This window comes from Cellulomonas carbonis, assembly GCF_014636275.1.
Taxonomy (GTDB): Bacteria; Actinomycetota; Actinomycetes; order Actinomycetales; family Cellulomonadaceae; genus Actinotalea; species Actinotalea carbonis.
Genome location: NZ_BMEB01000006.1, coordinates 92,430 through 118,173, shown reverse-complemented (window position 1 = coordinate 118,173; position 25,744 = coordinate 92,430). Strand labels below are relative to the sequence as shown.

Sequence of the window (25,744 nt, the reverse complement as noted above, 5' to 3'; positions counted from 1 at the left end):
GCGGGAACGATGGCGGCCCCAGGTGCGTTCCCTAGGATGAGTCAACGGCCGGCGACCCTATCCGGCCCGCATCCTGCGGGCGGAGGCCGCGACCAGGAGGAACCCGTGTCCAACCCCGTGTTCAGCAACAGCGCCGTCTTCGGCGAGCGCCGTGGCCGCGGTGGGGTGCAGCAGGCACCGCCCCCGCAGTACGGCCAGGCACCCTACGGCCAGGCGCCGTACGGCCAGGCCCCCTACGGCCAGGCCCCTTACGGGCAGCCGTCGCTCGAGGACATGTACAACGGCCCGGCCGCGACGACGCGCGACACCGGGCGCATGACGTACGACGACGTGATCATGAAGACCGGCGGGCTGCTCGCGCTGCTCGTCGTCGTCGCGGCGGCGACCTGGTTCGTCGCGCCCGGCCTGTGGCCGATCGGCATGATCGTCGGCCTCGTCCTCGGCCTCGTCAACGCGTTCAAGAAGAACCCGAGCCCCGCGCTCATCGTGGCCTACACGGTCGCGCAGGGCGTGTTCCTCGGCGGCATCAGCCTCGCGTTCCAGGGCATGACCATCGACTCGGCGACGGGGACGGCGGAGCCCATCGTCATGCAGGCCGTCCTCGGCACGCTCGCGACGTTCGGCGCAGCGCTGTTCCTGTTCCGCTCGGGCAAGGTGCGCGTCACGCCCAAGTTCACGCGCTGGCTGCTCATCGCGATGGTCGGCTACCTCGCGTTCTCGCTGCTCAACGTCGTGCTGTCGTTCTTCATCGCGAGCGAGGGCTTCGGCCCGCTGCGCAACGGCCCGGTCGGCATCCTCGTCGGCCTGGTCGCGGTCGGCCTCGCGGCCGCGTCGCTCATCATGGACTTCGACTTCATCAAGCGCGGTGTCGAGCAGGGCATCCCGGCGAAGTTCGCCTGGACCGCGGCCTTCGGCCTCATCGTCACGCTCGTCTGGCTGTACCTCGAGATCCTGCGGATCCTCGCGATCTTCAACTCGAACGACTGACGCCGCCGGCGTCCTGCCGGCACCGTCCTCCCGCCCGGGTGCGCACGCGCACCCGGGCGGTGTCGTACCTGGACCGGGGCCGGCCCCTTCTCGCCTGCGGCCGACGGCCCCGCGACCGACGACACCGCGCTCCCGGTGCGCGGTGGCGGGAGGGCACCCGCACCGCGCGCCCGGGCGCGCCTTCTAGAGTGGTCGCCGCCCGTCGGCGCGACCGCGCCGCACCTCGGACCCACGGGAGCGACCGTGCCGTACGCCCAGCACATCTCCGAGCTCGTCGGCGACACGCCGCTCGTCCGGCTGACCTCGGTGGCGAGCGGCCTCGCGGCGACCGTGCTGGCCAAGGTCGAGTACGTCAACCCGGGCGGCTCCGTCAAGGACCGGATCGCGCTGAAGATGGTCGAGGCCGCCGAGGCGTCGGGCGAGCTGCGGCCGGGCGGCACGATCGTCGAGCCCACGAGCGGCAACACCGGGGTCGGCCTCGCGCTCGTCGGTCAGCGCAAGGGCTACCGCTGCGTGTTCGTGTGCCCCGACAAGGTCTCGCAGGACAAGCGTGACGTGCTGCGCGCCTACGGCGCCGAGGTCGTGGTGACCCCGACGGCGGTGCCCCCGGACCACCCGGAGTCGTACTACTCGGTGTCGGACCGGCTCGCCCGCGAGATCCCCGGCGCGTGGAAGCCGAACCAGTACGCCAACCCCAACGGTCCCGCGAGCCACTACGAGTCGACCGGGCCGGAGATCTGGCGTGACACCGAGGGGACCGTGACGCACCTCGTCGCGGGGGTCGGCACGGGCGGCACCATCACGGGCACGGGCCGGTACCTCAAGGACGTCAGCGCGGACCGCGACGCCGCGGCGGGCGGGCGTGTGCGGGTCGTCGGCGCCGACCCGGCCGGCTCGGTCTACTCGGGCGGCGACGGGCGCCCCTACCTCGTGGAGGGCGTCGGCGAGGACTTCTGGCCCGCGGCGTACGACCCGTCCGTGCCCGACGAGGTCATCGCCGTCACCGACGCCGAGTCGTTCGACATGACGCGCCGCCTCGCGCGGGAGGAGGGGCTCCTCGTCGGCGGCTCGTGCGGCATGGCCGTGGTCGCGGCGCTGCGGCTCGCCGAGCGGATCGAGCGCGAGGACGCCGCCGCGGCTGCCCGCGCCGTGATCGTCGTGATCCTGCCCGACGGTGGACGCGGCTACCTGTCGAAGATCTTCAGCGACGCGTGGATGCAACGGCACGGGTTCCTGGGTGAGCCGACCGACGGCCCCCTCGTCGCCGACGTCGTCGACGCCCTGGGCGACCGCGTCCGGTCCTTCCCGCACGTGCGGCCCGAGCACACGGTGGCCGACGCCGTGGCACGCCTCGCCGACGCCGGCCTGCCCGCCCTGCCGCTCGTCACCGGCGAGCCACCCGTGAAGTCGGGTGAGGTCGCAGGCTCGGTGAGCCAGGCGGGGCTCCTCGCGGCGCTCGCGTCGGGCGACGCGTCGCCGTCGGACCCGGTGCGTGACCACGCCGAACCGGGTCTGGCCCAGGTCGGCCACGCGCAGTCGGTCGACGCGCTGCGGCACGCGCTCGCCGACGGCCGCCCCGTGCTGGTCAACGTCGACGGCGACCCGCGGGCACTGCTGTCCGCGGCCGACCTCCTCGCACACCTCGCCCGCTGAGCACGGACCACCCGACCGACGCCCGGCGGGACCGCTCGGCGGACGCCCGCTGACGCACGCCCGCAGGAGTAGCGTCGCACTCGCTCGGCGGCGGGCCGGGTCTCGGACGGTCCGGGGGTCCAGGTGGCGGCACAGGCACTCGCGGCGCTGCGGCGCGGGCGGCACCGCGGCGACACGACGCGCCCGCGACGCACCGAGCTCGTCGCCCAGGTGGGCGGGCCGCTGCGCCGCTACCTGCGCACCGAGGCCGGGGGAGCGGGCCTCATGCTGGCCGCCGCGCTCGTGGCGCTCGTGTGGGCGAACTCGCCGTGGTCCGCGTCCTACGAGGCGCTGTGGCACCTCGAGGCCGGGGTCCGCGTGGGCGGTGCCGGGCTCGAGATGGACCTCAAGCACTGGGTCGACGACGCCCTCATGGTGCTGTTCTTCTTCGTCATCGGCCTCGAGGTCGCGCGCGAGCTGTCGGTCGGGGAGCTCACGCAGCGTCGCCGCGTCGTCGTCCCGCTCGTCGCGGGGGTCGCGGGCGTCGTCGTCCCGGCGCTCGTGTACCTCGCGGTCAACCCGTCGGGGCCCGCGGCGGCGGGCTGGGGCGCCGTCATCGGCACCGACACGGCGTTCCTGCTGGGTGCCCTCGCGCTGGTCGGCCCGAGGACCGCGACCCAGCTGAGGATCTTCCTGCTCACGCTCACCGTGATCGACGACGTCGTCGCGGTGACCGTCATCGGCGTCGTCTACTCCGACGAGCCGCGCGTCCTGCCCCTGCTCGGCGCGGTCGCGCTGCTCGGCGTCCTCGTGCTCCTCGCGCGGGTCCGTGCGTGGCGCGCGTGGCCGTACGTCGTCGTGACGGTCGCGCTGTGGTCGGCCGTCGTCGCGGGCGGCGTGCACGGTGCGATCGCGGGGATGCTCGCGGGGCTGCTCATCCCCGCGCGGACACCCGAGCGCTCGACCGTCGAGGGGGCCGCGCGGCTCGTGCGCGCGTTCCGCCAGTCGCCCCTGCCGAGCGCGGGCCGGACCGCGCAGCAGGGTCTCGCGCGTGCGGTGTCGGTCAACGAGCGGCTCCAGGTGGTCCTGCACCCGTGGACGAGCTACGTCGTCGTCCCGCTGTTCGCGCTCGCCAACGCGGGCGTCGACCTCCGCGGGGGAGCGCTCGAGGAGGCGCTGCGGTCGCCCGTGACGTGGGGCGTCGTCGCGGGCCTCGTCGGCGGCAAGGTCCTCGGCGTCGGTGGTGGTGCGCTGCTCGCGGTGCGCGCGGGGCTGGGACGCCTCCCGCAGGGCGTGGGGCCGGGGCAGGTGGTGGGCGGCGCCGCGCTGTCCGGGATCGGCTTCACCGTCTCGCTCCTGATCATCGGGCTCGTGGACGACCAGGACTTCCGTGAGGCCGCGACCGTCGGCGTCCTCCTCGCGGCGGTGCTCGCCACGGCGCTCGGCGGCCTCGCCTTCCGCCTCGCGGCCCGGCTGCTGGGGGAGCGGACGGCCGACCTGCCCGTGCGCCTGAGCCTTCCTGTCGACCCGGCTCGCGACCACGTGCGGGGCCGGGCCGACGCACCCATGACGCTCGTGGAGTACCTCGACTTCGAGTGCCCCTTCTGCGCGCGCGCGACGGGCGTCACGACGGAGCTCCGCGCCGAGCTCGGCGACGACCTGCGCTACGTCGTCCGCCACCTCCCGCTGCCCGACGTCCACCCGCACGCCGAGCTCGCGGCGGTCGCGGCCGAGGCCGCCGCGGCGCAGGGACGGTTCTGGGAGATGCACGACCTGCTGTTCGCGCACCAGGACGAGCTCGAGCTGCCCGACCTCCTCGGCTACGCGGGCCGGCTCGGTCTCGACGTCGAGCGGTTCGCGCGCGACCTGGACGACGACGACGTCGCGGCACGCGTGCGGGAGGACGTCGCGAGCGCCGAGGCGAGCGGGGCGCGGGGGACGCCGACGTTCTTCGTCGGTGGTCGTCGCCACCGCGGGCCGTACGACGCGGCGACCCTCGCGGCGGAGCTGCGCGCGTCGGTGGCCCGGACGCACCACGGCCCCGACGCTCGCTGACGTCCGGCCCCGCGCCCGACCGGCACGCACCCGGACGCGCGCCGAGCCCCGCCGTCACCCCGCGAGGTACTGGTGCAGGAGGTGCACCGCGAGCGCACCCTCGCCGACGGCCGACGCGACGCGCTTGACCGACCCGCGCCGCACGTCGCCCGCGGCGAGGACCCCGGGCGTGCTCGTCTCGAGCATCAGCGGGGCGCGGTCGAGCAGCCAGGGCGGGTCGACGTCGGCGCCCAGGAGGTCGGGGCCGGTGACGAGCGAGCCCCACCGGTCGCGGGCCACGCAGCCGCCGAGCCACTCGGTGCGCGGCTCGGAGCCGATCAGGACGAACAGCACGCCCTCGACCGACTCCTCCTCGCCCGTGTCGACGTCGCGCAGGCGCAGGGTCTCGAGGAACTCGGTGCCCGTGCCGCCCACGACCGCGGTGCGCGTCCGCACGTCGATCACGGGGTCGGCCGCGACCTGCCGCACGAGGTAGTCCGACATCGTCTCGGTGATGGTCGGCCGTCGCACGAGCAGCGTGACGCGGTCCGCGTAGCGCGCGAGGTGGATCGCGGCCTGCCCGGCCGAGTTCGCCCCGCCCGCGACGTACACGTGACGGCCGCGCATCGCCGGGGCCTGCGTGGTCGCCGCGCCGTAGAACACGCCGCGTCCGGTGAGCGCCTCGAGCTCCGGCACGCCGAGCCGTCGGTAGCTCGCGCCCGTCGCGACGACGACCGAGCGCGACCGCACCTCCCCGCCGTCGGACAGTGCGAGGACGCGCCACTCGTCCTCGGTGCGCAGCCCGGTCGCGGCCCGCATGAAGTGGAACCCGGAGCCGAACGTCCACGCCTGCCGGTACGCGAGCTCGGCGAGCCGGCTGCCGCTGATGCCGCTCGGGAAGCCGAGGTAGTTGCGGATCATCGAGCTCGTGCCCGCCTGGCCGCCGACCGCCTGCTGCTCGACGACGAGCGTCCGCAGCCCCTCGGACGCGGCGTACACGGCGGCACCGAGCCCCGCCGGCCCGGCGCCCACGATGACGACGTCGAACCGCGCGTCGGCCGGCAGGGGACGCACGAGCCCGAACGCGTCGGCGATCTCCACGTCGGTGGGGTCCTCGAGGACCACCGGGTCGGGTGTGAACCGCAGCACGACGACGGGCAGCCGGGGCTGCGTCAGGTGCAGGTCGGCGAGCGCGCGCCGTCCCTCGGCCGTCGCCGCGTCGCGGAAGCGCGTCGGGATGCGGTTGCGTGCGAACGAGTCACGCAGACCCTGCGACCGGGCGGACCACACCTCGCCGACGACCTCGACGGCGTCGAACCCCTGGCCCTCGCGCGCGCGCCACTCCTCGAGCGCCTCGGTGACGAGACGGTGCAGCTCCTCGTCGGGGCGCGTGCCCGTCCGCAGCATCCAGCGGTCGACCCGCCCGAGCGTGACGGCTTCGAAGACCGGTCCCGCGGTCGAGAAGTCACCCCAGCGGATGAGGCAGGCGCGCATCGACCCCGGTGCGTGCGTGCAGAGCTCGCCGAGCACCTCGAGGCCGTCCGGGTCCGCCCCGCCCACGCCGACGAGCAGGAGCGCGACGGGCACGTCGTCGGTCGCGAGCCGGTCGAGCGTCGCGCGCGCGTCAGCGACCGCGTCCGCCCCGCCGTGGACGACGACGTCGTAGTCGCGCCCGTAGCGGTCGACGAGCTGCTCACCCGTGACGGACGCCGACGCGTCGTCGCGGGTGACGAGGACGACCGCCGGGCGGCGCGCGACGGCGACGTCGTCCGGACCGGCCGGGGGGTCGGCGGTCATGGTTGTGGTCTACGCGCCGTGGCGTCCCGCGTCAACGCCCCCGTCGCGGGCCTGGCGTCGTGGCGGTGCCGAGGCGCATCCTGCGGATGGGGGTGTCGTGGCTGGGTCCGTGCGAGGAGGCCGTCGTGGCGCGCTACCGGTTCCGCTCGTCGTGGCACGTGACGGCCCCGCCGCCGGAGGTGTGGCGTGCGGTGGTCGCCGTCGAGGACTGGCCGCGGTGGTGGCCCGCGGTCTCCTCGACCCGGGTCGTGGACCCGGGCGCGCCGGACGGGACCGAGCGGGTCGTCGAGTACGGCCTGCGGGCCCCGCTCGGCTACCGGCTCGCGGTGCGGACCCGCACCGTCGACGTCGTGCCCGGCCGGAGCGTGCTCGTCGAGGTGCTCGGTCACCTCGACGGTCGCGGGCGGTGGACGCTGACCGGGGAGCCGGGCGGCACCGAGGTCGACCAGCTGTGGGAGGTCGACACGACGCGGCCCTGGATGCGGGCGCTCGCGCCGTTCGCGGCGCCGGCGTTCCGGTGGAGCCACGACCGGGCAGCGCGGCGGGGCGGCGAGGGCCTCGAGGCGTGGCTCACGCGCCGCTGACCCCAGCGCGGCGCAGCAGCACCAGACCCGCGGCGCCCGTCAGGACGACCGCGACCAGGAGCGCGACGTACGCCGCGGTGAGGGGACCGCCGTCGACGGTGCCGGGACCGTGGACCGCGAGCACCGTGAGCTCCAGGAGCCCGAACGTCGTGTACGCGATCGCGGGCACCCGCAGGCGCACGAGGTCGCGGGCTCGGACGGCGAGCGCCGCGGCGACCCCGAACGCGACGAGCCACGACGCGACCGCACGCGCCGTCAGCGGTGTGAGCGCCCACGGCCACACCGCCGCGGCGCTCGACGGCGCGACCCAGAGAACGACGCCGACGGCGCCGAGCACGAGCCCCTCGGCGACCAGGGCGACGGCGAGCGCGCGCGGCATCGGCACGCGCAGCCCGACGCGTCCCGGTCCGGGGCGGCGCGCGACGACGGCGAGCATCGCGACCGGGACGACGACGTAGACGACCAGCCAGACCCACGCCGCCGGCACGGCGAACGGTCCGCTCCCGGGCGTGACGACGTGCATCCGGTCGAGGTGCACGAAGGTCGCGGCCGTGGTGAGCACCGTGAAGACGAGGACCGTGAGGAACGGGACGCGCACCTGCGACCACCGGCCCGACCGCAGCGACAGCACGCTGAGGACGAACCCCGCGCCGTAGCCCGCGCCGAGGAACGCCGCGGTGAGCGGCGGGTCGATCGTCCACGCGAAGGTCTCCGCGGTGCGCGTCGCCCGCAGCGCGAGCGCGACGAAGCCCGCGGCCGTGAGCACGCAGAACACGGCGAGGACCGGGCGGACCCCGCGCGGGAGGTCGCCGGTCCGGCGGGAGGCTCCCGACATGGCACTCCTCGGGGGGGTGGAGGCTCCTCCGATCGTGGACCTCCCCGCACCACCGGTCAACGCTGCGGTGCCGCGCCGTCCGGACCGTGCCGTCCGACCACCGCCCGACCACCGCCCGACGCGCTTCGGGACACGTGCACGGCACACGTCGCGACCCGCGGTCGAATCGATCCATGCGCGCCGGTCGCCGTGGTAGAAATCGACCCGACCGCCCCCGACGCCGAGGAGTCCGCGTGCCCCTGATCGACCTGCCCCTCGACCAGCTGCGCACCTACCGGGCGGACCTGCACGAGCCGGACGGCTACGACGACTTCTGGGCGCGCACGCTCGCCGAGGCCCGCACGCACGACCTCGCGCTGAGCGCCGAGCCCGTCGACGCCGCGCTCGCGCTCGTCGAGGTGCACGACGTGACGTTCGCGGGCTTCGGTGGGCACCCCGTCAGGGCGTGGCTGCGGCGCCCCGCGGGGACGCGGGAGGACCTGCCCGCCGTCGTCGAGTTCGTCGGGTACGGCGGCGGGCGCGGCCTGCCGCACGAGAGCCTCGTGTGGGCCGCGGCCGGGTACGCGCACCTCGTCATGGACACGCGCGGCCAGGGGGCGGGCTGGGGCTCGGGCGGGGCGACGCCCGACCCGGTCGGCTCGGCCGGTGCGACCCCGGGCTTCCTCACGCGCGGCATCGAGGACCCGGAGCAGCACTACTACCGCCGCGTCTTCACCGACGGCGTGCGCGCGGTCGAGGCGGTGCGCGCGCTCCCGGGCGTCGACGCGTCGCGCGTCGCGGTCGCCGGGGGCAGCCAGGGCGGCGCGATCGCGCTCGCGGTCGGCGGGCTCGTGCCCGACCTGCTCGCCGTGATGCCCGACGTGCCGTTCCTGTGCGACGTGCGCCGCGCGATCGACGTCACCGACGCCTACCCCTACCAGGAGCTCGCGACGTACCTGTCCGTGCACCGCGACAAGGTCGACGTCGCGCTGCGGACCATGGACCACGTCGACGTCCTGCACCTCGCGCGGCGGGCCACGGCGCCCGCCCTGCTCTCGGTCGCGCTGCGCGACACGATCTGCCCGCCGTCGACGGTCTTCGCGGCGCACAACCACTACGGCGAGCTCTCCGACCCGCGGCCCTCGGCCGAGATCGAGGTCTACCCGTTCAACGGTCACGAGGGCGGCCAGCACCACCAGGCGGCACGTCAGCTGCGCTGGCTCGCCGACCGCGTCTGAGGCACGGCACGATGGGCGGTGGTCGTGCGCGTCGCGCGGCCGACCCGACAGAGAGGCCAGCCATGACCACCCTGCCCAGCGCGTCCGGCTCGTTCGGCGAGAAGCCCGACCTCACCTTCCCGGACTCGCCCGCCCCCGCCGACCTCCAGGTCCAGGTGCTGCACCAGGGCGACGGCGAGACGGTCGAGGCCGGCGACGACATCGAGGTGCACTACCTCGGCCAGGTGTGGGGCGGCACGCGCCCGTTCGACACGTCGTACGACCGCGGCCAGTCCATCTCGTTCGGCATCGGCGTCGGCCAGGTCATCGGCGGCTGGGACGAGGGGCTCGTCGGCCGCCAGGTCGGCTCGCGCCTCCTGCTGTCGATCCCGCCGCACCTCGGCTACGGCGACCGCGGCGTCCCGCAGGCCGGCATCCGCGGCGGCGACACCCTCGTCTTCGTCGTGGACGTCCTCGGCACGTCGCGCTGACGACCTGCCCCAGGAGCCCGACGACGCGCCGCGCGGCGCCACCGACGCGCGCGTCGGACGACGGCCGGCCCGGTCACCCGGGCCGGCCGTCGTCGTCTCACCCGACGAGGCCGTGCCGGAGCAGGAAGTCGTTGTGGAACCGCCCCTCGGGGTCCAGGCGTGCTGCGAGGGCGCGGAAGTCGTCGAGGCGCGGGTAGGCGGCGCGCAGCGCGTCGGGGGCCCCCGCGACGTCGGCCGTGAAGAGCTTGCCCCAGTGCGGGCGCGGCGTGAACGGCGCGAGCACCTCCTCGAGCTCGGGCAGGAACGCCGTCACCTCGGGCACACGCTGCCGCCACGTGAGGTGCAGGGCCACGGTCGCGCGGCCGTGCGCGGGGCTGAGCCACAGGTCGTCCGCCGCCACGGACCGGATCTCGGCGACGAGCAGGAGCGGCGCGATGCGGTGCCCGATGCCGCGCAGCGCCTCGATCGCCGCGGGCGCGTCACGCCGGTCGACGAGGTACTCCGACTGCAGCTCGTCGCCGTGGCTGGGCGTGAACTCCAGGCGGAAGTGGGGCCACCGCTCGTGCCACGGCCCCGCGACGGCGCCCTGCGTCGTCGTGCTGACCGGGTCGACGCCCGCGAGCGGGTGCCTCGGGCCGTCGGCGGGCCGGGCCCCGAAGAGGTCGCGCCGCGGCTCCCAGCCGGGACGGACGCGGCTCTTGCGCCACACCTGCGCGACCGTCGGTGACGCGTAGTCGGTGAACAGGCTCACGCTGTCCGCGCTCGACAGCACGTCGTCGAGGTGCGTGAGCGCGGCGTCCCACGGCAGGTCGGTGTGCACCTCCTGCAGGACGTCGTAGGTCGGCTCGACCCGCAGCGTCAGCGCTGTGACGACGCCCAGCGCGCCCACGCCGACGACGGCACCCGCGAGCTCGGCGTCGCGACGCACGGGCAGCAGCTCGCCGTCGGCGGTCACGAGGTCGAGGCACGTGACCGCGTCCGGGAGGCCGCGGTGGCGGTCGCCCGAGCCGTGCGTGCCGGTCGCGACCGCTCCGGCGACGGAGATGTGGGGGAGTGAGGCGAGGTTGTGCAGGGCCCAGCCGCGCTCGTGGAGCCACCCGGCGAGCTCGCCGTACCGGACGCCCGCGCCCACCCGGACGGTCCGCGCGGCCTCGTCGAGCTCGACCGGGACGTCGAGCGCGTCGAGGGTCACGAGGGTCCCGGCGTCCGCGACGTCCGAGAAGGAGTGCCGGCTGCCGAGCGCGTGCACGGTCCCGGTGGCTGCCGCGACGAGCGCCTGCGCCTCGGCGACGGTGCGTGGTCGGTGCACCGTCCCGCGGTAGGTGTGGTTGCCGGCCCAGTTCCGCTCGGTGCTGCCCTCGGTCATCCGCTGCTCCTCGCCGTCGCTGTCGTCGTCGTCCGTCGTGCGCGCGCCCGGGGTCCGCGCGCGTCACGTGCCACCCTCACCGTCCCGCGAGCCCCGTCTCGTAGGCGAGGACCACGGCCTGGACCCGGTCGCGCACGTCGAGCTTGTGCAGGATGCGCCCCACGTGGGTCTTCACCGTGGCCTCCGAGAGCACGAGGCGCTCGGCGATCTCGCCGTTCGAGAGGCCCTCCGCGACGGCGCGCAGCACCTCGAGCTCGCGCGGGGTCAGCGCGGCGAGCCGCGGGTCGAGCCCCGAGGGCGTGACCGGACCGGTCGGCAGGTGGTCGGCGAACATCTCGAGCATGCGCCGTGTGACGCGGGGCGACACCACGGCGTCGCCCGACGCGACCGCCCGGATGGCCGCGACGAGCTCGGCGGGCCGGGCGTCCTTGAGCAGGAAGCCCGACGCCCCCGCGCGCAGCGCGGCGAACGCGTACTCGTCGAGGTCGAACGTCGTGAGGATGAGCACGCGCGTGCCGGGGTGCGCCTCGACCACGCGCCGCGTCGCCTCGATCCCGTTCATGCCGGGCATGCGCACGTCCATGAGCACGACGTCGGGTCGCAGCGCGGCGACCTGCGTGACGGCCGTCGCGCCGTCGCCCGCCTCGCCGACGACCTCGAGGTCGTCCTCGGCGTCGAGAACGAGCGCGAAGCCCATCCGCAGGAGGGCCTGGTCGTCGACCAGCAGGACGCGGACGGTCTCGCTCACGAGGGGTCTCCCGGGGTCGTCGGTGGGTCGGCCGGTCCGTCGCCGGGTCCTCCTGAGGGCCCGTCCCCGGGCTCCTCGCCGGGCCAGGGCAGGACGGCGTGCACGCGCCAGCCCGTGCCGTGCGGGCCCGCGTCGACGGTCCCGTCGTAGACCGCGGCACGCTCCCGCATGCCGATGAGGCCGTTGCCCGTGCCGCCCGGGTCGGTGTGCGGCAGGGTCGCGCCCGTGTCGGTCACCTCGAGCTCGACGGCTTCGCGCGTGCGGCGGACGGTGACGTCGACGGCGCGGGCGCCCGGCGCGTACCGCAGCGCGTTGGTGAGCGACTCCTGGAGGATCCGGTACACCGCGAGCTGCACGCCGGCGTCGTCGGGCAGGGGTGTGGCCAGGCCCGTGGTCCGCACCGGCAGGCCCGTGGCGCGGAACCGCTCGACCAGCGCGTCGACGTCGACGACGCCCGGCTGGGGCTCGAGCGGCGCCTCGGGCTCCTGGAGCACCCCCAGGATGCGGCGCATGTCGGCGAGCGCGGACCGGCCGGTCTCGGACAGCTCGCCGAGCGCGGTGCGGGAGCGGTCGGGGGCGCGGTCGAGCGCGGCCGACGCGCCGTCGGCGAGCGCGATCATGACCGAGAGGCTGTGCGCGACGACGTCGTGCATCTCGCGGGCGATGCGCGTGCGCTCGGCCGCGCGCGCGAGCTGCGCCTGCTGGTCGCGGTCGCGCGCGATGGCGTTGGCGCGGTCGACGAGGTCGGCGAGGTGCAGGCGGCTGTTGCGGACGCTCGTGCCGATCGCCATCGCCGCGAGGGTGAAGACGACGACGCCCGTGATCGACGCGAGGCGCATGTCGGTCCTCGACCCGTCGTCCTCGGCCGCGAGCACGCCGGGCACGGGCGTCTCCCACAGCCAGCTCGCCAGGCCGGTCGTGACGGCCAGCGCGCCCGCGACGGTCCACGCCGTGCGCGGGGGGTGCGAGGCCGCGACGGCGTACACGACCAGGCCGACCGCGAGGTCGAACCCGGTGAAGGTCCCCGAGACGAGCACGGCCACGACGGCGAGGACGCCGACGACGCCGGCGACGAGCACCGGCCGGCGTCGGCGCCACGCGAGCGCCGCGATCCCCGCCGCGACGACCGCGACGGTGGGGACGACGGTCGCGGGGCGTGCGGGGTCGATCACCGCGGTGAGCAGCGCGGGGATCCCGAACCACGCCATGACGACGACGTCCATGGCGACGGGGCGCCGCGCGAAGAACCGGCGGACGGGCCCGAGCCGGCGCGCACCGAGGACGGTGAACGGCCGGTCGGGGGTCGTCGTCACGGCGTCACTCTCGCAGGACGGGGCCGGTGCCAACACTTAACCGTGTGGTTAAGTGTTGGGGTGCCGCTGCAGGACGTCCTCTCCGCGCTCGCGGACCCCACGCGCCGCGCCGTCGTCGAGGCGCTGCGGCCCGGGGGCCTCACGGTGGGCGAGCTCGCGCGGCAGGTGCTCACGGGCGAGGGCATGTCCGCCCCCGCGTTCAGCAAGCACCTGCGCGTGCTCGAGGCCGCGGGGGTGGTCCGTCGCGACAGGGTCGGCCGGACCGTCGTCGTGACGCTCGAGCCGTCGTCGCTCGACGAGCTCGCGACGTGGGTGGAGAGCACGACGCGGCACTGGAGCCGGACGATCGACCGGCTCGACCGGTACCTCGAGCAGGAGGACGCATGAGCACCACGCAGGCCCGCGTCGAGCGGACCCTCGCAGCACCCGTCGAGCGCGTGTTCCGCGCCTGGACCGACCCGGACGTCCTCGCCCGCTGGTACTGCCCCAACCCGGACATGCCCCTGACCGTCGAGGCCGACGTCGTCGAGGGCGGGCGGTACCGCGTCGTCATGGGGCCCTACGTCGCCGAGGGCACGTACACGGCGGTGGTCCCGCCGGGGACGGACGGCCCCGGCGCGGTCGTGGCGTTCACGTGGCGCTGGACGAGCGACCCGGACGCGGTCGAGGGGCACGTGCGCGTCGGGCTCGACCCGGCGGACGGCGGCGGGACCCGCCTCGTGCTCGTCCACGAGGGGCTCGCTGACGCGGACGACGCCACGGGCCACGCCGAGGGGTGGGAGCTGAGCCTCGACCGCCTCGAGCAGCTGGAGCCGGCGGCGTCCGCCGACGCGTGAGCCGGGCGGACGACGGCGCGCGCCGACCCGCACGGGGCGGGTCGGCGCGCGCACGGTCGTCCAGCGGAGCCGGTCAGGCGTCGCGGCGGCGCAGGAGCACCGCGGCCACGCCGCCGAGGACCACGACCCACGCGATCATCACGCCGTAGCCCTGCCACGGCGTGAGCGAGACCGTGTCCCGCATGCCGTCGATCATCGCGAGGGTGTCCTCGCCGTACATGACGCGCGCCCCCGCCGTCGAGGGCAGGAACGGCCCGACCAGCTCGAAGAAGCGCAGCGGCACGATCGAGAACACCGTCTCGACGACCAGCAGCAGACCGATCACCGCGGTCATCGCGCCCGCGGTGTGCCGCAGCAGCGCGCCGAACGCCAGCCCGAGGAGCGCGACGCCCGCGAGGTAGAGCGGCAGGCCCACGAGGCGCCTGAGCTGCTCGGCGTCGGCGAGGTCGACCGTGACGCCGAGCTCGTCGTGGAACGGCAGGCTCACGAGGTAGGACAGGAGCATCGCCACCACGGTCGCCACGACGACGACGCCGGTGAGCACGAGGGCCTTCGCGACGAGCACGGGCAGGCGACGCGGGACCGCGGCGAAGGTGGAGCGCACCATGCCCGTCGAGTACTCGGACGTCACGACGAGCACGCCGAGCACCGCGACCGCGAGCTGGCCGAGGTTGACGCCTGCCGAGAGCAGCGCGGGCAGGTCGGTGCCGCCGGCCGAGGCGGCCTGCTCGTCGCTCATCGTGGTGCTGGCCCAGGCGAACAGGCCGCTGATGCCGACCATCGCGAGGACGGTGACGGCGAGCGTCCACACGGTCGACCGCACGGTCCGGACCTTGAGCCACTCGGCGGCGAGGACGCGGCCGAAGGTCACGGGCCGGGTCGCGACGGCCGGGGCGGCCGGTCGGGTGGGCGGGGTGGCGAGGGCGGTCATCGGACGGCTCCGGTCGGGGCGGTCGCGCGCGCGGGCGCGTCGGACGGGGTGGTGGGGCCGGCGACGGCCGAGTGGTACTCGACCTCGTCGGCGGTGAGCGCGAGGTACGCGTCCTCGAGCGAGCTCTGGACGGGCGTGAGCTCGTGCAGGGCGATGGCCGCGGACGCCGCCGCGTCGCCGATCGCGGGAGCGGTCGAGCCCGTGACCTCGAGCAGGCCGTGCTCGACCGACGTCACGGTCGCGCCCTGGCGGCGCAGCAGCTCCTCGAGCGCGGCCGCCTGCGGCGACCGCACGCGGACCGCGGTGCCCGACGCGCGGGCCACGACGTCCTGCACGGGGGCGTCCGCGAGCACCCGGCCGCGCCCGACGACGATGATGTGGTCCGCCGTGAGCGCCATCTCGCTCATGAGGTGCGAGGACAGGAACACGGTGCGGCCCTGGCCCGCCAGGTAGCGGACGAGGTTGCGGACCCACAGCACGCCCTCGGGGTCGAGGCCGTTGACCGGCTCGTCGAGGATCAGCGTGTGCGGGTCGCCGAGCAGCGCCGACGCGATGCCGAGGCGCTGGCCCATCCCGAGCGAGAACCCGCCGACCCGCTTGCGGGCGACCGGCCCGAGGCCCGTCATCTCGATGACCTCGTCGACGCGGCTGCGGCTGATGCCGTGCGTCGCCGCCATCACCCGCAGGTGGTTGTACGCCGAGCGGCCCGTGTGGACCGCCTTCGCGTCGAGCAGCGCGCCGACCTCCCGCAGGGGGGCACGGTGCTGCGCGTAGGGGCGTCCGTTGACGGCGACCGTCCCCGCGGTGGGCCGGTCGAGGCCGACCACCATCCGCATGGTCGTCGACTTCCCGGCGCCGTTCGGCCCCAGGAACCCGGTCACCTTGCCCGGCTGCACCGTGAAGCTCATGCCGTCGACGGCCGTCTTGGCGCCGTACCGCTTGGTCAGGCCTCTGGCCTCGATCATGGATCCTCCTCGTCGTTCCGACGAGTCGAACCTACGGACGCGCGTGCCGCGGCGGGACAGCCTGCGGGCGTAACCTGCGCCGGCGTCCGGCTACCTCCCGAGGTTGACCCCCTCCGCCCAGCGGTGGGGGCGGAGGGGGCGGTCCGACGGGGCCCCGTCCTGCGACGGGACCTGCTGCGTCAGGCGGGCAGCGGGCAGGCGACGCCGGTCGAGTGCACCGGGCAGTAGCCGTTCGGGACCTTGTGCAGGTACTGCTGGTGGTAGTCCTCGGCGTACCAGAACGGCCCGGCCTCGTCGGCGGGGCGGATCTCGGTCGTGATGTCGCCGTACCCGGCGCGCTGCAGCTCCGGCGCGTACAGGTCGCGCGTCGCGAGCGCCGCCTCGGCCTGCTCGGGCGTGGTCGTGAACACCGCCGAGCGGTACTGCGTGCCGACGTCGTTGCCCTGGCGGAAGCCCTGGGTCGGGTCGTGGAGCGTCCAGAAGCGGCGCAGCAGCTCCGCGTGCGGCAGGACCTCGGGGTCGTACGCGACGAGCACGGTCTCGGTGTGCCCCGTCAGGCCCGAGCAGACCTCCTCGTACGTCGGGTTCGGCGTGTACCCGCCCTGGTACCCCGCGGCGGTCGTCACGACCCCCGGGAGCTGCCACATCTCCTTCTCGGCGCCCCAGAAGCAGCCGAGGGCGAGGTGGAGGACCGCGGTGCCCTCGGGCCACGGGCCGCGCAGCGGCGTGCCGAGGACCGCGTGGGTCGAGGGCACCGCGAACGCCGGGACGTCGCGTCCGGGCAGTGCGCGGGCCGGGTCGACCATCGTCGTCCGGGCGGAGGGGCTGAACAGCGAGCCGAACACGGTGCGTCCTTCCTGCGGGGTCGCCGGCCGCCGACGCGGCCGACACCGGGTCAACGTGCGGCGACGGACCCCGTGTTCCCGGGCCGTCCCGTCCGGTGCCGACGCGCGGCGACGTCCGACGCGCGGGGCGGCGCCGCCCTCTAGCCTGGGGCGGTGACCGAGACGCCCCACGACTGGACAGACGCCGGCTTCGCGACGCGAGCGATCCACGCCGGCCAGGACCCCGACGCGGCGACCGGCGCCGTCGTGCCCCCGATCTACCAGGTCTCGACCTACAAGCAGGACGGTGTGGGCGGCCTGCGCGGCGGGTACGAGTACTCCCGGTCCGGCAACCCCACCCGGCACGCGCTCGAGCAGGCGCTCGCGGCGGCCGAGGGCGGGACGCGCGGCTTCGCGTTCGCGTCCGGCCTCGCGGCCGAGGACACGCTGCTGCGCGCGGTCCTGCGTCCGGGCGACCACCTCGTGATCCCCGACGACGCGTACGGCGGCAGCTACCGGCTCATCGCCCGGGTCCTCGGGCCGTGGGGCGTCGACCACACGCCGGTCGACCTGTCCGACCTCGACGCCGTCGCGGCCGCGATCGAGCCCGGCCGGACCAAGGTCGTGTGGGTCGAGACGCCGACCAACCCGCTGCTCGGCGTGAGCGACGTCGCCGCGATCTCGGCGCTCGCGCGGGCCGCGGGTGCCGTCCTCGCGGTCGACAACACGTTCGCGACCCCGTACCTGCAGCAGCCGCTCTCGCTCGGCGCCGACGTCGTCGTGCACTCGACCACCAAGTACATCGGCGGCCACAGCGACGTCGTCGGCGGCGCGCTGGTGGTCGCCGAGGGCGCGCAGCTCCCGGTCGGGCTCGTCGGGCCGACCGGCACGTCGGACCTCGCGGACGCCGTCGCCTTCCACCAGAACGCCTCGGGGGCGGTCGCCGGCCCGTTCGACGCGTGGCTCACGCTCCGCGGGCTGCGCACGCTCGCCGTCCGGATGGACCGGCACTGCGCGAACGCCGAGGCGGTCGTGCGCTTCCTGTCGTCGCACCCCGCCGTGCGGGAGGTCATCTACCCGGGCCTGCCCGAGCACCGCGACCACGAGGTCGCCGCACGGCAGATGCGTGCGTTCGGCGGCATGGTCGCGTTCCGTGTCGAGAGCAAGGAGGCGGCGCTCGCGGTCTGCGAACGCACCCGCGTCTTCACGCTCGCCGAGTCGCTCGGCGGCGTGGAGTCGCTCGTCGAGCACCCCGGTCTCATGACGCACGCGTCGGTCGCCGGGTCGGCGCTCGAGGTACCGGACGACCTCGTGCGCCTGTCCGTCGGCATCGAGGACGTGGCCGACCTCGTCGCCGACCTGGGACAGGCGCTCGCATGACCCCACCCGCCGGGCCGACGGGGACGCCGACCGGGACGCCGACGGATCGCCCGACGGGGACGGATCTCGTCCCCAGCCCGGTCGGGACGAGGTCGGACGAGCGCAGCCCGACCGACTCCGTGCCGCGCTCGGTGCACGTCGCCGCCGCGTGGTCCTGGCGGCTCATCGTCATCGCGATCGGCCTGGCGATCGTCGTCCTCGGGATGTCCGTCAGCAAGGTCATCTGGGTGCCCGTCGTCGTGGCGCTGCTGCTCACGGTCCTGCTCAACCCGGTCGCCGACGCGCTCGAGCGGTACCTGAGGTTCCCGCGCGCGTTGGCCGCCGCGGTGTGCACGCTGGGGCTCCTGGTCGTCGTCGGCGGGCTGCTCACGCTCGCGGGCCGCGAGATCGTCGACGGGTTCGGCGACCTCTACGACCAGGCCACCGAGGGCTTCTCGGCGCTGCTCGTCTACCTCGCGGACAGCCCGCTCGGGCTCGACACCGCGCAGATCGAGGACTACCTCGCCCAGGCGCAGGAGCAGGTCAGCGCGAACAGCGACACGCTCGTCTCGGGCGCGCTCGCGTTCACGACGACGATCGGCACCGTGCTGGCCGGCGCGATCGTCGCGCTGTTCTGCCTGCTGTTCTTCCTCAAGGACGGCCCGACCATCGGCGCGTGGCTCATCCGGCTCCTGCCCCGCTCCGGTCGGCACCCCGCGTACGAGGCGTCCCGACGCGGTCTGGTGACGCTCTCGTCGTACGCGCGGGCCCAGATCCTCGTCGCGTTCGTCGACGCGGTCGGCATCGGGCTGGGCGCGGCCCTCCTCGGGCTGCCGCTCGTCGTGCCGCTCACCGTGCTGGTCTTCCTCGCGTCCTTCATCCCGTTCGTCGGCGCGATCGCGACCGGCTCGATCGCCGTCCTCGTCGCACTCGTGGACCAGGGCCCGGGCACGGCGCTCGTCATGCTCGCGATCGTGCTGGGTGTCCAGCAGCTCGAGGGCAACGTGCTCCAGCCGCTGCTGCTGGGGCACGCGGTGTCGCTCCACCCCGTCGCGGTCCTGCTCGCCGTGACCGCGGGGTCGATCGCGGCGGGCATCATCGGCGCCCTCCTCGCGGTGCCGCTCGCGGCGACCGTCAACACCGTCGTGCTGTACCTGCACGGCACCGACAAGTTCCCCGCGCTGGGCCGGGACCCGGCCGCGCTCGACAGGCGCCTCGCGCAGCTCGCGGGTACCGACGAGGGCGACCACGACGCGGGTGCGGTCGGCGACTCCGAGGCCACCGGCCCGGCACCGGCGGACGCGGGCGCACGCGGGGGACGGGCGGTCGGTCCCGCCGGCGACGGCCCCGGGCCGGGCAGGCCGTGAGCGTCGTCGGGCCCACCGAGGTCGAGGCGGCCGCGCACGAGCTCGTCGGCGTCGTCGAGCCCACGCCGGTCCTGACGAGCCGTGCGGTCTCGGCGCTCGCGGGCGGCCCGGTGCTGCTGAAGTGCGAGAACCTCCAGCGCTCCGGGTCGTACAAGGTGCGCGGTGCGTACGTCCGGATGGCGCACCTGACGGACGACGAGCGCGCCCGCGGCGTCGTCGCCGCGAGCGCCGGCAACCACGCGCAGGGCGTCGCGCTCGCGGCAGCACGCCTGGGCGTGCGCTCGACGGTCTTCATGCCGTCGGGTGCGGCGCTGCCCAAGGTCGCGGCGACGCAGGAGTACGGCGCACGCGTCGAGCTCGTCGGCTCGACCGTCGAGGACGCGCTCGCCGCGGCGACCGAGCACGCGGCCACGACGGGGGCGGTGTTCATCCACCCCTTCGACCACCCGGACGTCGTCGCGGGTCAGGGCACCGTGGGCCTCGAGGTCCTCGAGGCGGTCCCCGACGTGCGGACGGTGCTCGTCCCCGTGGGTGGCGGGGGGCTCGCGGCCGGTATCGCCGCGAGCCTCGGCGACCGCGACGTCGACGTGGTCGGCGTCCAGGCCGCAGGTGCGGCGGCGTACCCGGCCTCGCTCGCCGCCGGCCGGCCGGTCACGGTGCCGGGGCGCTCCACGATGGCTGACGGCATCGCGGTCGCACGGCCCGGCGACGTGCCGTTCGAGGTCCTGCGCGAGCGCGGCGCACGGGTCGTCACGGTGTCCGAGGAGGACCTGTCGCGTGCGCTCCTGCTCCTGGCGGAGCGGGCCAAGATGGTCGTCGAGCCCGCGGGTGCGGCGGGCGTTGCTGCGCTCCTGGCCGGGCACGCCGTCCGCACCCCGGCCGTCGTCGTGCTCTCGGGGGGCAACGTCGACCCCGTGGTCCTGCTCCGCGTGCTGCGGCACGGGCTCGCGTCGGCGGGGCGCTACCTGCAGATGCGGGTCCGGCTGACGGACCACCCGGGCCGGCTCGCGGCGATGCTCGGCGAGGTGGCCGCGGTCGGCGGCAACGTCATGCACGTGGGTCACGTGCGGACGGGCGTCGACCTCGCGATCGACGAGGTCGAGATCGGCGTCCAGGTCGAGACGCGCGGCCCGCGCCACTGCGCAGAGGTCGTCGACCACCTGCGCGCCGCGGGCTACCGGGTCACCGAGGGCTGACGCACGAGGCCCCGGACGCCGTCAGGGCGTCCGGGGCCTCGTCACCGCGCGGGCGCGGTCAGGGCTGGAAGGGCTTCGCCTCGTGGATGACCACGGGGATCTGCCGGCCGTTGGGCGCCTCGTACGACGTCTCGTCACCCGCGGAGCGGCCGATGATCGCCGCACCGAGCGGCGAGCGGTCGGAGTAGACGTCGATGTCGGTGCCGCCGGCGACCTCGCGGGAGCCCACGAGGAACGTCATGCGCTCGCCGGCGACGGTCGCGGTCACGACCATGCCCGGCTCGACGACGCCGTCGTCCGGCGGGGCCTCGCCGACCACGGCGTGCCGGAGCAGCTCGGTGAGCTGCGCGATACGCGCCTCCTGCTTGGCCTGCTCCTCGCGTGCGGCGTGGTAGCCGCCGTTCTCCTTGAGGTCGCCCTCGGAGCGCGCCGCCTCGATCTTGGCGGCGATCTCGCGGCGGCCGACGGTCGTGAGCTGCTGGAGCTCCGCGCTCAGACGGTCGTGCGCCTCCTGCGTCAGCCAGGTGACAGCGGTGGACTCGGTCACGGTCGCTCCCTTCGAGCTGATCGTCCCGGGGCGTGCTCGCCCCGGGGCTGGTGTTCCACGGGTGGGTCCACACCTGTCCGGCGGGCGGTCCCGCCCGGTGGCGACCCTGGTCGTCCCGGGCCGGTCGCACCGGACTCGTCGCGCCGGACTCGTCGCGCCGGGAACCGGTGCCGGCGACGAGGTCCCTCGCGACGAGGGCCGTTCCTCGGCGCGCGTGACCGCACCCGGCGGGTGTGTAAACGGCCAGTATAGACCAGCCCCCGCCGCGGACGACCGGGGCGGGAGGTGGGAGGCCGTGGTGCCGGCCGTCGGGCACGGCTCGGCCGGCTCAGCCGGGCACGACCTCGCACGTGTCGACGATCCCGGTCACGGCCTGCTCGGACGTCCGCACCGTCACCTGGAGGCGCTGGACGGCCGGGCCACCCGCAGGCACGTCGACGTCGAGCACGCCGACCTGGGCGTACCGCTCGTTGAGCGCCTCGACGCGGCACACGACGGCGTCCGCGGCGTCGCGCCGGGCCACCTCGAACGTCACGGCGACCTCGTCGGCCCCGCGCAGGTCGAACCCCACGTCGCTCCACGTCACGGGGGTCAGCGCGGCGCCGACGCCGAGCCACAGGGCCCCGGCGGTGCCTACGGCCCCGAGGGCCCACAGCCCGCCGACGGCGAGCCGACGACGCCGTGCGTCCGGCGGCGGCCCGTAGCGGCCGACGGGCGGCCGGGTCGGCTCGGTCATGGTCCTCCTGTCGGTCGCACGGGCCGGTGGTGCGGCCGGTGGTGCGACCATTGTCCACGGGTCCCGCGCGCCGCGGGACCCGTGGGCGTGCGCCTGCGGGCACGCACGGCACGGATCCTGATGCGCCCGGACGGGCGGCGTGGACGAGGAGGTGGGTCGGGGTGAGCGGAGCGACGACCGGACCGGGTGCGGGTGCGCACCGGAGCGGTCTGCGTCTCATGGCGGTGCACGCGCACCCCGACGACGAGTCGAGCAAGGGGGCGGCCACCACGGCCCGCTACGCCGCGGAGGGCGTCGACGTGCTCGTCGTCACCTGCACCGGCGGCGAGCGGGGGAGCATCCTCAACCCGCGCTACACGGACCCGCCGTCGACGCCCGAGGAGATGGCGGCCGTCCGCCGCGACGAGATGGCCGCGGCAGCCGCGGCGCTCGGTGTGCGCCAGCACTGGCTGGGCTTCGTCGACTCGGGCCTGCCTGAGGGCGACCCGCTCCCGCCGCTGCCCGAGGGCTGCTTCGCGCTCGTGCCCCTCGAGGACGCGGCCGCCCCGCTCGTCGACCTCGTGCGGTCCTTCCGTCCGCACGTCATGACCACGTACGACCCGACGGGCGGCTACCCGCACCCGGACCACATCATGTGCCACCGCGTCGCGTTCGAGGCCTTCCACGCCGCGGGGGACCCCGAGCGGTACCGCGACCGCGGCGAGCCGTGGCAGCCCCTCAAGCTGTACTACAACCACGACTTCTCGCTCACGCGGCTGCGGACCGTGCACGAGGCGATGCAGGCCGCCGGGCTCGAGTCGCCGTTCGGCGACTGGATCTCCTCGCGTGCGATGCGTGAGGTGCCCGAGCGCCCGGTGACGACGCGCATCGAGTGCTCCGGGTGGTTCCCGGCGCGCGACGCGGCGCTCGTGGCGCACGCGACGCAGATCGACCCCGAGGGCTTCTTCTTCGCGACGCCGCGCGACCTCGAGGCGGAGGTCTGGCCCGTCGAGGAGTACGAGCTCGCCGCGTCGCACGTCCCTGTGAGCACGCCCGAGGACGACCTCTTCGCCGGCGTCCACCCCGAGGACGACCCGGTGGCCGATGCGGACACGGATACGGACGCCGACGCCGACGCGGACCGCGCCGCGACGGAGGTCGACGCATGAGCGCCGCGGTCGCGGACGTCGTGGTGCACGCCGTCGTCGGCGACGTCGGGCGTGGTCCCGGCTCGTGGGTGGCGTCCACGGCCGCGGCCCCCGACGACCCGGGGATGCGGCAGTTCGAGCCCACGGACGTGACGCCCGGCGTCCTCGGGTTCGCCGTGACGTTCGCGGTCGTCATCGGGCTCGTCGTACTGCTGCTGTCGATGGTCGGCAAGCTGCGCCGGGTCAACCACCGCCCGCCCGACGAGGTCGGTGGGCCGGACGTCGCCGGCGAGCCCGACCGGCCCGGTGAAGCCGGTCCGCCGCACCACCCGCCCACCGACCCGGGGGCCGCCCCGACCGGCGACGGGCGCGCCTGACGGTGCCCGTCCGGGTCCACGCGGTCGGGATGCGGTCCGGCACCGACGCGGCCGCGAACCGGGCCGCGGCCGTGGCGGCCGTCGAGGACGCCGTCGGGTCGGGCGCCGGGCCGGGTACCGCGCTCGTCGTCCTGCCCGAGTACGCGGCCGCCTTCGACCCGCGGGGCGTCACGCCCGAGCTCGCCGAACCCCTCGACGGACCGTTCGTCGGCGCGCTGCGCGCCGCGACCGCGGGCAGCGGCGCGCTCGTCGTCGCGGGCACGACGCTGCCCGGGTCGCGCCCCGACCGGGCCGTCAACGCCGTCGTCGTCGTGCGCGACGGCGACGTCGTGGCGGCCTACCGCAAGGTGCACCTCTACGACGCCTTCGGCCACCGCGAGTCCGACCGCCTCGAGCCGGGACCGGCCGACGCCCAGCCCGTCGTCGTCCGCGTCGGGGGGCTCACCGTCGGCGTCATGACGTGCTACGACCTGCGGTTCCCCGAGGTCGCACGTCGGCTCGTGGACGCGGGTGCCGACGTGCTCGTCGTCCCGGCCGCGTGGGCCGACGGCGAGCACAAGGCCGACCACTGGACGACCCTCCTGCGCGCCCGCGCGATCGAGAGCACCGCGTACGTCGTGGGCGCCGCGCAGCAGGGTCGCGGCGTCACGGGCGCCTCGTGCGTCGTCGACCCGCTCGGCGTCGTGCTGGCCGCGGCGGGCGGGCGCGGTGCGGACGACGACGCGTCCCCGGGGACGGCGGCGGTCGCGTCGCTCGACCCCGACGTCGTCACCGCGGTGCGGGAGCGCAACCCGTCGCTCGCCAACCGCCGCTACCGCGTCGTCCCCGGTGCGCCGGTGGCCTCGCCGGCCGGGCCGGACGGCCCGGGGCGGACGCGGTGTTGACACGGCCGGTGCTCGCGGTCGTAGGGTCGGGCCCGACAAGCCCCCGGGGAGCGCGGACGCGCTGAGAGTGTGGTCGGACCGAGAGGTCGAGCCACTGACCCGTGGAACCTGATCCGGTTCATGCCGGCGTAGGGAGCTGGGCGAGGTGCCGACGTGCGCGCACGCGTGCGGTCGGTGGCCGTGCTGTCCGGGGGTCCGCTCGCACCCCCGGAGGCACCCGTGAACCCGTCCGCACCCGACCTCGCCCCGGCGCCGTCCCGACCCGACGACCGGACCGACCACGACCGGACCGACCACGACCGGCCGGACCACGTGCGGCTGGGCGTCGGCGCCCGGCTCACCCTCCACCCCGCGGCAGACGCGTTCGTCGAGGTCATCGTGTCCTCGCTCGCCGCCGCGCAGGCCACGGTGCCCCAGGTGGAGGTCCACACCGACGACGTCTCGACGCTCCTGCGGGGCGGCGAGCGCGACGTCGCCGCGTTCGTCCTGGCCTGCGTCGCGCACGCGGCGCGCATCACGCCGACCGGCCACGTCGTCGCGACGCTCGCACTGTCCCGCGGGTGCCCCGGCGAGGTGGGCTGCACGCTGCCCGCGGGTGAGCTGCCCGCGGTCGAGCCGGTCGACCTCCCGGCGACGGGTGTCGGGGCGTCGGCCCACTGGGCGCTCTACCCGCTCGGGACGACCGACGCGATGGGGCCGATCGAGGCCGCGATCGCCACCGCGCAGCGACGCGGCACGTGGGGCGGGGCCGAGCACTTCGCGACGCGCCTCGACGGCGACCTCGCGGACGTCCTCGGGACGGTCGTCGACACGTGGACGGGGGTCGGGCGCGAGGTCGCGCACGTCGCGGCGCACGTGACCGTGAGCGTCGGCAGCCCGAGCAGCCGCGCGGCCGGCGCCGCGACGCGCGGGTCCGCGCTGTGAGCGCCGTCGTCGACCGCCCGCGGGGCCCGTGGCCGCTGCGGGACGTGCTCGTCGTCGCGGTGCTCGCCGCGGTGTTCGGCTTCCTCTACTGGGCGCTCGTCCAGGCGTGGGGCGGTCTGCAGGTGGCGATGGGTCCGCTCGGGGACCTCGCGCAGAACGTCCTCATGGGCGGCTGGATCACCGTCGCGCCGCTCGCGGTCTTCGTCGTGCGGCGCCCCGGCGCGGGCGTGCTCGCGGAGATCGGTGCCGCGTTCGTCGAGTTCGCGTTCCTCGGCTCGCCCGTGGGCCCGATGCTGCTGCTCGCGGGTGCGGTGCAGGGCGCCGGTGCCGAGCTCGCCTTCGCGGCGACCCGCTACCGGCGCTTCGGCTGGCCGACCTTCCTCGTCGCGGGCGTCACGGGCGTGACCGCGAGCTTCCTGTGGGCGGGCACGGTCCAGCACTGGTGGACGCAGGACCTGCTCCTGCTGCGTGCGGGACTGCAGCTCGCGAGCGGGCTCGTGCTCACCGGCGTGCTCGCGAAGCTCGTCGCCGAGGCGCTCCTGCGCACGGGCGTCCTCGACGCGTTCGCGGCCGGCCGTGCCGCGGCGCTGGACGACGCCGACACCCACGCCGACGCCGACGGCACCGAGGCCGCCGGGCAGGGGTCGGAGGCTCGGTCACGGTGACCGCGGGCGCGGCGACGGCGACG

General features: G+C 75.6%; 26 protein-coding genes and 1 riboswitch. Of the genes, 16 read left to right on the top strand and 10 right to left on the bottom strand.

Annotated features, from left to right (window positions below):
* Positions 1 to 105 precede the first annotated feature (105 nt).
* From IEV86_RS15640 to nhaA, 3 genes are all read left to right on the top strand, one after another.
* Positions 106 to 987 (top strand): Bax inhibitor-1/YccA family protein, encoded by an 882-nt coding sequence (locus IEV86_RS15640; protein ID WP_043602574.1) that lies wholly within the window; start codon positions 106 to 108, stop codon positions 985 to 987.
* 243 nt (positions 988 to 1,230) lie between these two features.
* Positions 1,231 to 2,640, top strand: a complete 1,410-nt coding sequence (locus IEV86_RS15635) for a cystathionine beta-synthase (protein WP_043602573.1) — start codon at positions 1,231 to 1,233, stop codon at positions 2,638 to 2,640.
* 123 nt (positions 2,641 to 2,763) lie between these two features.
* Positions 2,764 to 4,674 carry a Na+/H+ antiporter NhaA gene (gene nhaA, locus IEV86_RS15630; RefSeq protein WP_268235241.1) on the top strand — a complete coding sequence of 637 codons (1,911 nt, stop codon included), beginning with the start codon at positions 2,764 to 2,766 and terminating at the stop codon, positions 4,672 to 4,674.
* Positions 4,675 to 4,728: 54 nt separating this feature from the next.
* Here nhaA and IEV86_RS15625 read toward each other — a convergent pair whose 3' ends face one another.
* On the bottom strand, positions 4,729 to 6,450 hold the full coding sequence (locus tag IEV86_RS15625; RefSeq protein WP_052425823.1) for an NAD(P)/FAD-dependent oxidoreductase: 1,722 nt from the start codon (positions 6,448 to 6,450) through the stop codon (positions 4,729 to 4,731).
* Positions 6,451 to 6,515: 65 nt separating this feature from the next.
* Between IEV86_RS15625 and IEV86_RS15620 the strand changes: the two genes are divergently transcribed.
* A complete protein-coding gene (locus tag IEV86_RS15620; protein ID WP_152605532.1) occupies positions 6,516 to 7,034 on the top strand; it encodes an SRPBCC family protein in 519 nt (172 codons plus the stop codon).
* Here the strand turns inward: IEV86_RS15620 and IEV86_RS15615 are convergent.
* A complete protein-coding gene (locus tag IEV86_RS15615; protein ID WP_052425821.1) occupies positions 7,021 to 7,869 on the bottom strand; it encodes a hypothetical protein in 849 nt (282 codons plus the stop codon). The two genes, IEV86_RS15620 and IEV86_RS15615, sit on opposite strands and share 14 nt — an antisense overlap.
* A 233-nt stretch (positions 7,870 to 8,102) precedes the next feature.
* Between IEV86_RS15615 and IEV86_RS15610 the strand changes: the two genes are divergently transcribed.
* Both IEV86_RS15610 and IEV86_RS15605 read left to right on the top strand, forming a co-directional pair.
* Complete coding sequence (locus IEV86_RS15610) at positions 8,103 to 9,086, top strand: acetylxylan esterase (protein WP_043602572.1); 984 nt, start codon at positions 8,103 to 8,105, stop codon at positions 9,084 to 9,086.
* A 62-nt stretch (positions 9,087 to 9,148) separates the two neighbouring features.
* Positions 9,149 to 9,556, top strand: a complete 408-nt coding sequence (locus tag IEV86_RS15605; protein WP_043602571.1) for an FKBP-type peptidyl-prolyl cis-trans isomerase — start codon at positions 9,149 to 9,151, stop codon at positions 9,554 to 9,556.
* 97 nt (positions 9,557 to 9,653) lie between these two features.
* On the opposite strand, the gene IEV86_RS15600 is transcribed toward IEV86_RS15605, so the two are convergent.
* From IEV86_RS15600 to IEV86_RS15590, 3 genes are all read right to left on the bottom strand, one after another.
* Positions 9,654 to 10,922: an FAD-binding protein gene (locus IEV86_RS15600; RefSeq protein ID WP_043602570.1), complete on the bottom strand. Its 1,269-nt coding sequence runs from the start codon at positions 10,920 to 10,922 to the stop codon at positions 9,654 to 9,656.
* A 76-nt stretch (positions 10,923 to 10,998) separates the two neighbouring features.
* Positions 10,999 to 11,670 (bottom strand): response regulator, encoded by a 672-nt coding sequence (locus IEV86_RS15595; RefSeq protein ID WP_043602569.1) that lies wholly within the window; start codon positions 11,668 to 11,670, stop codon positions 10,999 to 11,001.
* Positions 11,667 to 12,983 (bottom strand): sensor histidine kinase, encoded by a 1,317-nt coding sequence (locus tag IEV86_RS15590; RefSeq protein ID WP_052425820.1) that lies wholly within the window; start codon positions 12,981 to 12,983, stop codon positions 11,667 to 11,669. Before IEV86_RS15590 ends, IEV86_RS15595 begins: the two co-directional genes overlap by 4 nt.
* 60 nt (positions 12,984 to 13,043) lie before the next feature.
* Here IEV86_RS15590 and IEV86_RS15585 point away from each other — a divergent pair, with 60 nt between their 5' ends.
* Together IEV86_RS15585 and IEV86_RS15580 are read left to right on the top strand one after the other, a co-directional pair.
* Positions 13,044 to 13,370: an ArsR/SmtB family transcription factor gene (locus tag IEV86_RS15585; RefSeq protein ID WP_043602568.1), complete on the top strand. Its 327-nt coding sequence runs from the start codon at positions 13,044 to 13,046 to the stop codon at positions 13,368 to 13,370.
* Complete coding sequence (locus tag IEV86_RS15580) at positions 13,367 to 13,819, top strand: SRPBCC family protein (RefSeq protein WP_043602567.1); 453 nt, start codon at positions 13,367 to 13,369, stop codon at positions 13,817 to 13,819. Before IEV86_RS15585 ends, IEV86_RS15580 begins: the two co-directional genes overlap by 4 nt.
* Before the next feature lie 73 nt (positions 13,820 to 13,892).
* Here the strand turns inward: IEV86_RS15580 and IEV86_RS15575 are convergent, their stop codons facing one another.
* From IEV86_RS15575 to msrA, 3 genes are all read right to left on the bottom strand, one after another.
* Positions 13,893 to 14,750, bottom strand: a complete 858-nt coding sequence (locus tag IEV86_RS15575; protein WP_043602566.1) for an ABC transporter permease subunit — start codon at positions 14,748 to 14,750, stop codon at positions 13,893 to 13,895.
* Positions 14,747 to 15,715, bottom strand: a complete 969-nt coding sequence (locus tag IEV86_RS15570; protein ID WP_043602565.1) for an ABC transporter ATP-binding protein — start codon at positions 15,713 to 15,715, stop codon at positions 14,747 to 14,749. The genes IEV86_RS15575 and IEV86_RS15570 overlap by 4 nt, the downstream gene beginning before the upstream one ends.
* A 179-nt stretch (positions 15,716 to 15,894) precedes the next feature.
* Positions 15,895 to 16,521, bottom strand: a complete 627-nt coding sequence (msrA, locus tag IEV86_RS15565) for a peptide-methionine (S)-S-oxide reductase MsrA (protein ID WP_052425827.1) — start codon at positions 16,519 to 16,521, stop codon at positions 15,895 to 15,897.
* Between the two features lie 192 nt (positions 16,522 to 16,713).
* On the opposite strand from msrA, the gene IEV86_RS15560 reads away from it, so the two are divergent.
* Genes IEV86_RS15560 through ilvA form a run of 3 tightly spaced genes read left to right on the top strand, consistent with a single transcriptional unit; the run spans position 16,714 to position 20,461 of the window.
* Positions 16,714 to 17,919, top strand: coding sequence for a cystathionine gamma-synthase (locus tag IEV86_RS15560; protein WP_043602564.1), 1,206 nt, complete (start codon positions 16,714 to 16,716; stop codon positions 17,917 to 17,919).
* Positions 17,916 to 19,265 carry an AI-2E family transporter gene (locus tag IEV86_RS15555; RefSeq protein WP_052425819.1) on the top strand — a complete coding sequence of 450 codons (1,350 nt, stop codon included), beginning with the start codon at positions 17,916 to 17,918 and terminating at the stop codon, positions 19,263 to 19,265. The genes IEV86_RS15560 and IEV86_RS15555 overlap by 4 nt, the downstream gene beginning before the upstream one ends.
* Entirely contained in the window at positions 19,262 to 20,461 is a 1,200-nt protein-coding gene (ilvA, locus tag IEV86_RS15550) for a threonine ammonia-lyase (protein ID WP_043602563.1), read from the top strand. Before IEV86_RS15555 ends, ilvA begins: the two co-directional genes overlap by 4 nt.
* Positions 20,462 to 20,519: 58 nt before the next feature.
* On the opposite strand, the gene greA is transcribed toward ilvA, so the two are convergent.
* Together greA and IEV86_RS15540 are read right to left on the bottom strand one after the other, a co-directional pair.
* Positions 20,520 to 21,008: a transcription elongation factor GreA gene (gene greA, locus IEV86_RS15545; RefSeq protein WP_043602562.1), complete on the bottom strand. Its 489-nt coding sequence runs from the start codon at positions 21,006 to 21,008 to the stop codon at positions 20,520 to 20,522.
* 328 nt (positions 21,009 to 21,336) lie between these two features.
* On the bottom strand, positions 21,337 to 21,744 hold the full coding sequence (locus tag IEV86_RS15540) for a DUF4307 domain-containing protein (protein WP_043602561.1): 408 nt from the start codon (positions 21,742 to 21,744) through the stop codon (positions 21,337 to 21,339).
* A 218-nt stretch (positions 21,745 to 21,962) separates the two neighbouring features.
* Between IEV86_RS15540 and mca the strand changes: the two genes are divergently transcribed.
* The 5 genes from mca to IEV86_RS15515 all read left to right on the top strand — a co-directional run bounded on the left by mca (position 21,963) and on the right by IEV86_RS15515 (position 25,721).
* The gene (gene mca, locus IEV86_RS15535) at positions 21,963 to 22,892 is read left to right on the top strand and encodes a mycothiol conjugate amidase Mca (RefSeq protein WP_081978453.1); all 930 of its coding nucleotides are present in this window, start codon (positions 21,963 to 21,965) and stop codon (positions 22,890 to 22,892) included.
* Entirely contained in the window at positions 22,889 to 23,248 is a 360-nt protein-coding gene (locus IEV86_RS15530; RefSeq protein ID WP_043602560.1) for a hypothetical protein, read from the top strand. Before mca ends, IEV86_RS15530 begins: the two co-directional genes overlap by 4 nt.
* Before the next feature lie 2 nt (positions 23,249 to 23,250).
* The gene (locus tag IEV86_RS15525) at positions 23,251 to 24,132 is read left to right on the top strand and encodes a nitrilase-related carbon-nitrogen hydrolase (RefSeq protein ID WP_306460043.1); all 882 of its coding nucleotides are present in this window, start codon (positions 23,251 to 23,253) and stop codon (positions 24,130 to 24,132) included.
* Positions 24,133 to 24,166: 34 nt separating this feature from the next.
* Positions 24,167 to 24,286, top strand: a riboswitch (TPP riboswitch).
* Positions 24,286 to 25,056, top strand: a complete 771-nt coding sequence (locus tag IEV86_RS15520) for a YkoF family thiamine/hydroxymethylpyrimidine-binding protein (protein WP_052425818.1) — start codon at positions 24,286 to 24,288, stop codon at positions 25,054 to 25,056. (Overlaps the previous riboswitch by 1 nt.)
* The gene (locus IEV86_RS15515) at positions 25,053 to 25,721 is read left to right on the top strand and encodes an ECF transporter S component (RefSeq protein WP_081978447.1); all 669 of its coding nucleotides are present in this window, start codon (positions 25,053 to 25,055) and stop codon (positions 25,719 to 25,721) included. The genes IEV86_RS15520 and IEV86_RS15515 overlap by 4 nt, the downstream gene beginning before the upstream one ends.
* The last annotated feature ends 23 nt before the right edge of the window (positions 25,722 to 25,744 follow it).

What these genes read in the sequence shown, in the direction of transcription:
- IEV86_RS15625 (WP_052425823.1), bottom strand. Translation starts at nt 6,450, where the DNA reads ATGACCGCCGACCCCCCGGCCGGTCCGGACGACGTCGCCGTCGCGCGC.
- IEV86_RS15615 (WP_052425821.1), bottom strand. Translation starts at nt 7,869, where the DNA reads ATGTCGGGAGCCTCCCGCCGGACCGGCGACCTCCCGCGCGGGGTCCGC.
- IEV86_RS15605 (WP_043602571.1), top strand. Translation starts at nt 9,149, where the DNA reads ATGACCACCCTGCCCAGCGCGTCCGGCTCGTTCGGCGAGAAGCCCGAC.
- IEV86_RS15600 (WP_043602570.1), bottom strand. Translation starts at nt 10,922, where the DNA reads ATGACCGAGGGCAGCACCGAGCGGAACTGGGCCGGCAACCACACCTAC.
- IEV86_RS15580 (WP_043602567.1), top strand. Translation starts at nt 13,367, where the DNA reads ATGAGCACCACGCAGGCCCGCGTCGAGCGGACCCTCGCAGCACCCGTC.
- IEV86_RS15575 (WP_043602566.1), bottom strand. Translation starts at nt 14,750, where the DNA reads ATGACCGCCCTCGCCACCCCGCCCACCCGACCGGCCGCCCCGGCCGTC.
- IEV86_RS15570 (WP_043602565.1), bottom strand. Translation starts at nt 15,715, where the DNA reads ATGATCGAGGCCAGAGGCCTGACCAAGCGGTACGGCGCCAAGACGGCC.
- msrA (WP_052425827.1), bottom strand. Translation starts at nt 16,521, where the DNA reads ATGGTCGACCCGGCCCGCGCACTGCCCGGACGCGACGTCCCGGCGTTC.
- IEV86_RS15555 (WP_052425819.1), top strand. Translation starts at nt 17,916, where the DNA reads ATGACCCCACCCGCCGGGCCGACGGGGACGCCGACCGGGACGCCGACG.
- IEV86_RS15540 (WP_043602561.1), bottom strand. Translation starts at nt 21,744, where the DNA reads ATGACCGAGCCGACCCGGCCGCCCGTCGGCCGCTACGGGCCGCCGCCG.
- mca (WP_081978453.1), top strand. Translation starts at nt 21,963, where the DNA reads ATGGCGGTGCACGCGCACCCCGACGACGAGTCGAGCAAGGGGGCGGCC.
- IEV86_RS15530 (WP_043602560.1), top strand. Translation starts at nt 22,889, where the DNA reads ATGAGCGCCGCGGTCGCGGACGTCGTGGTGCACGCCGTCGTCGGCGAC.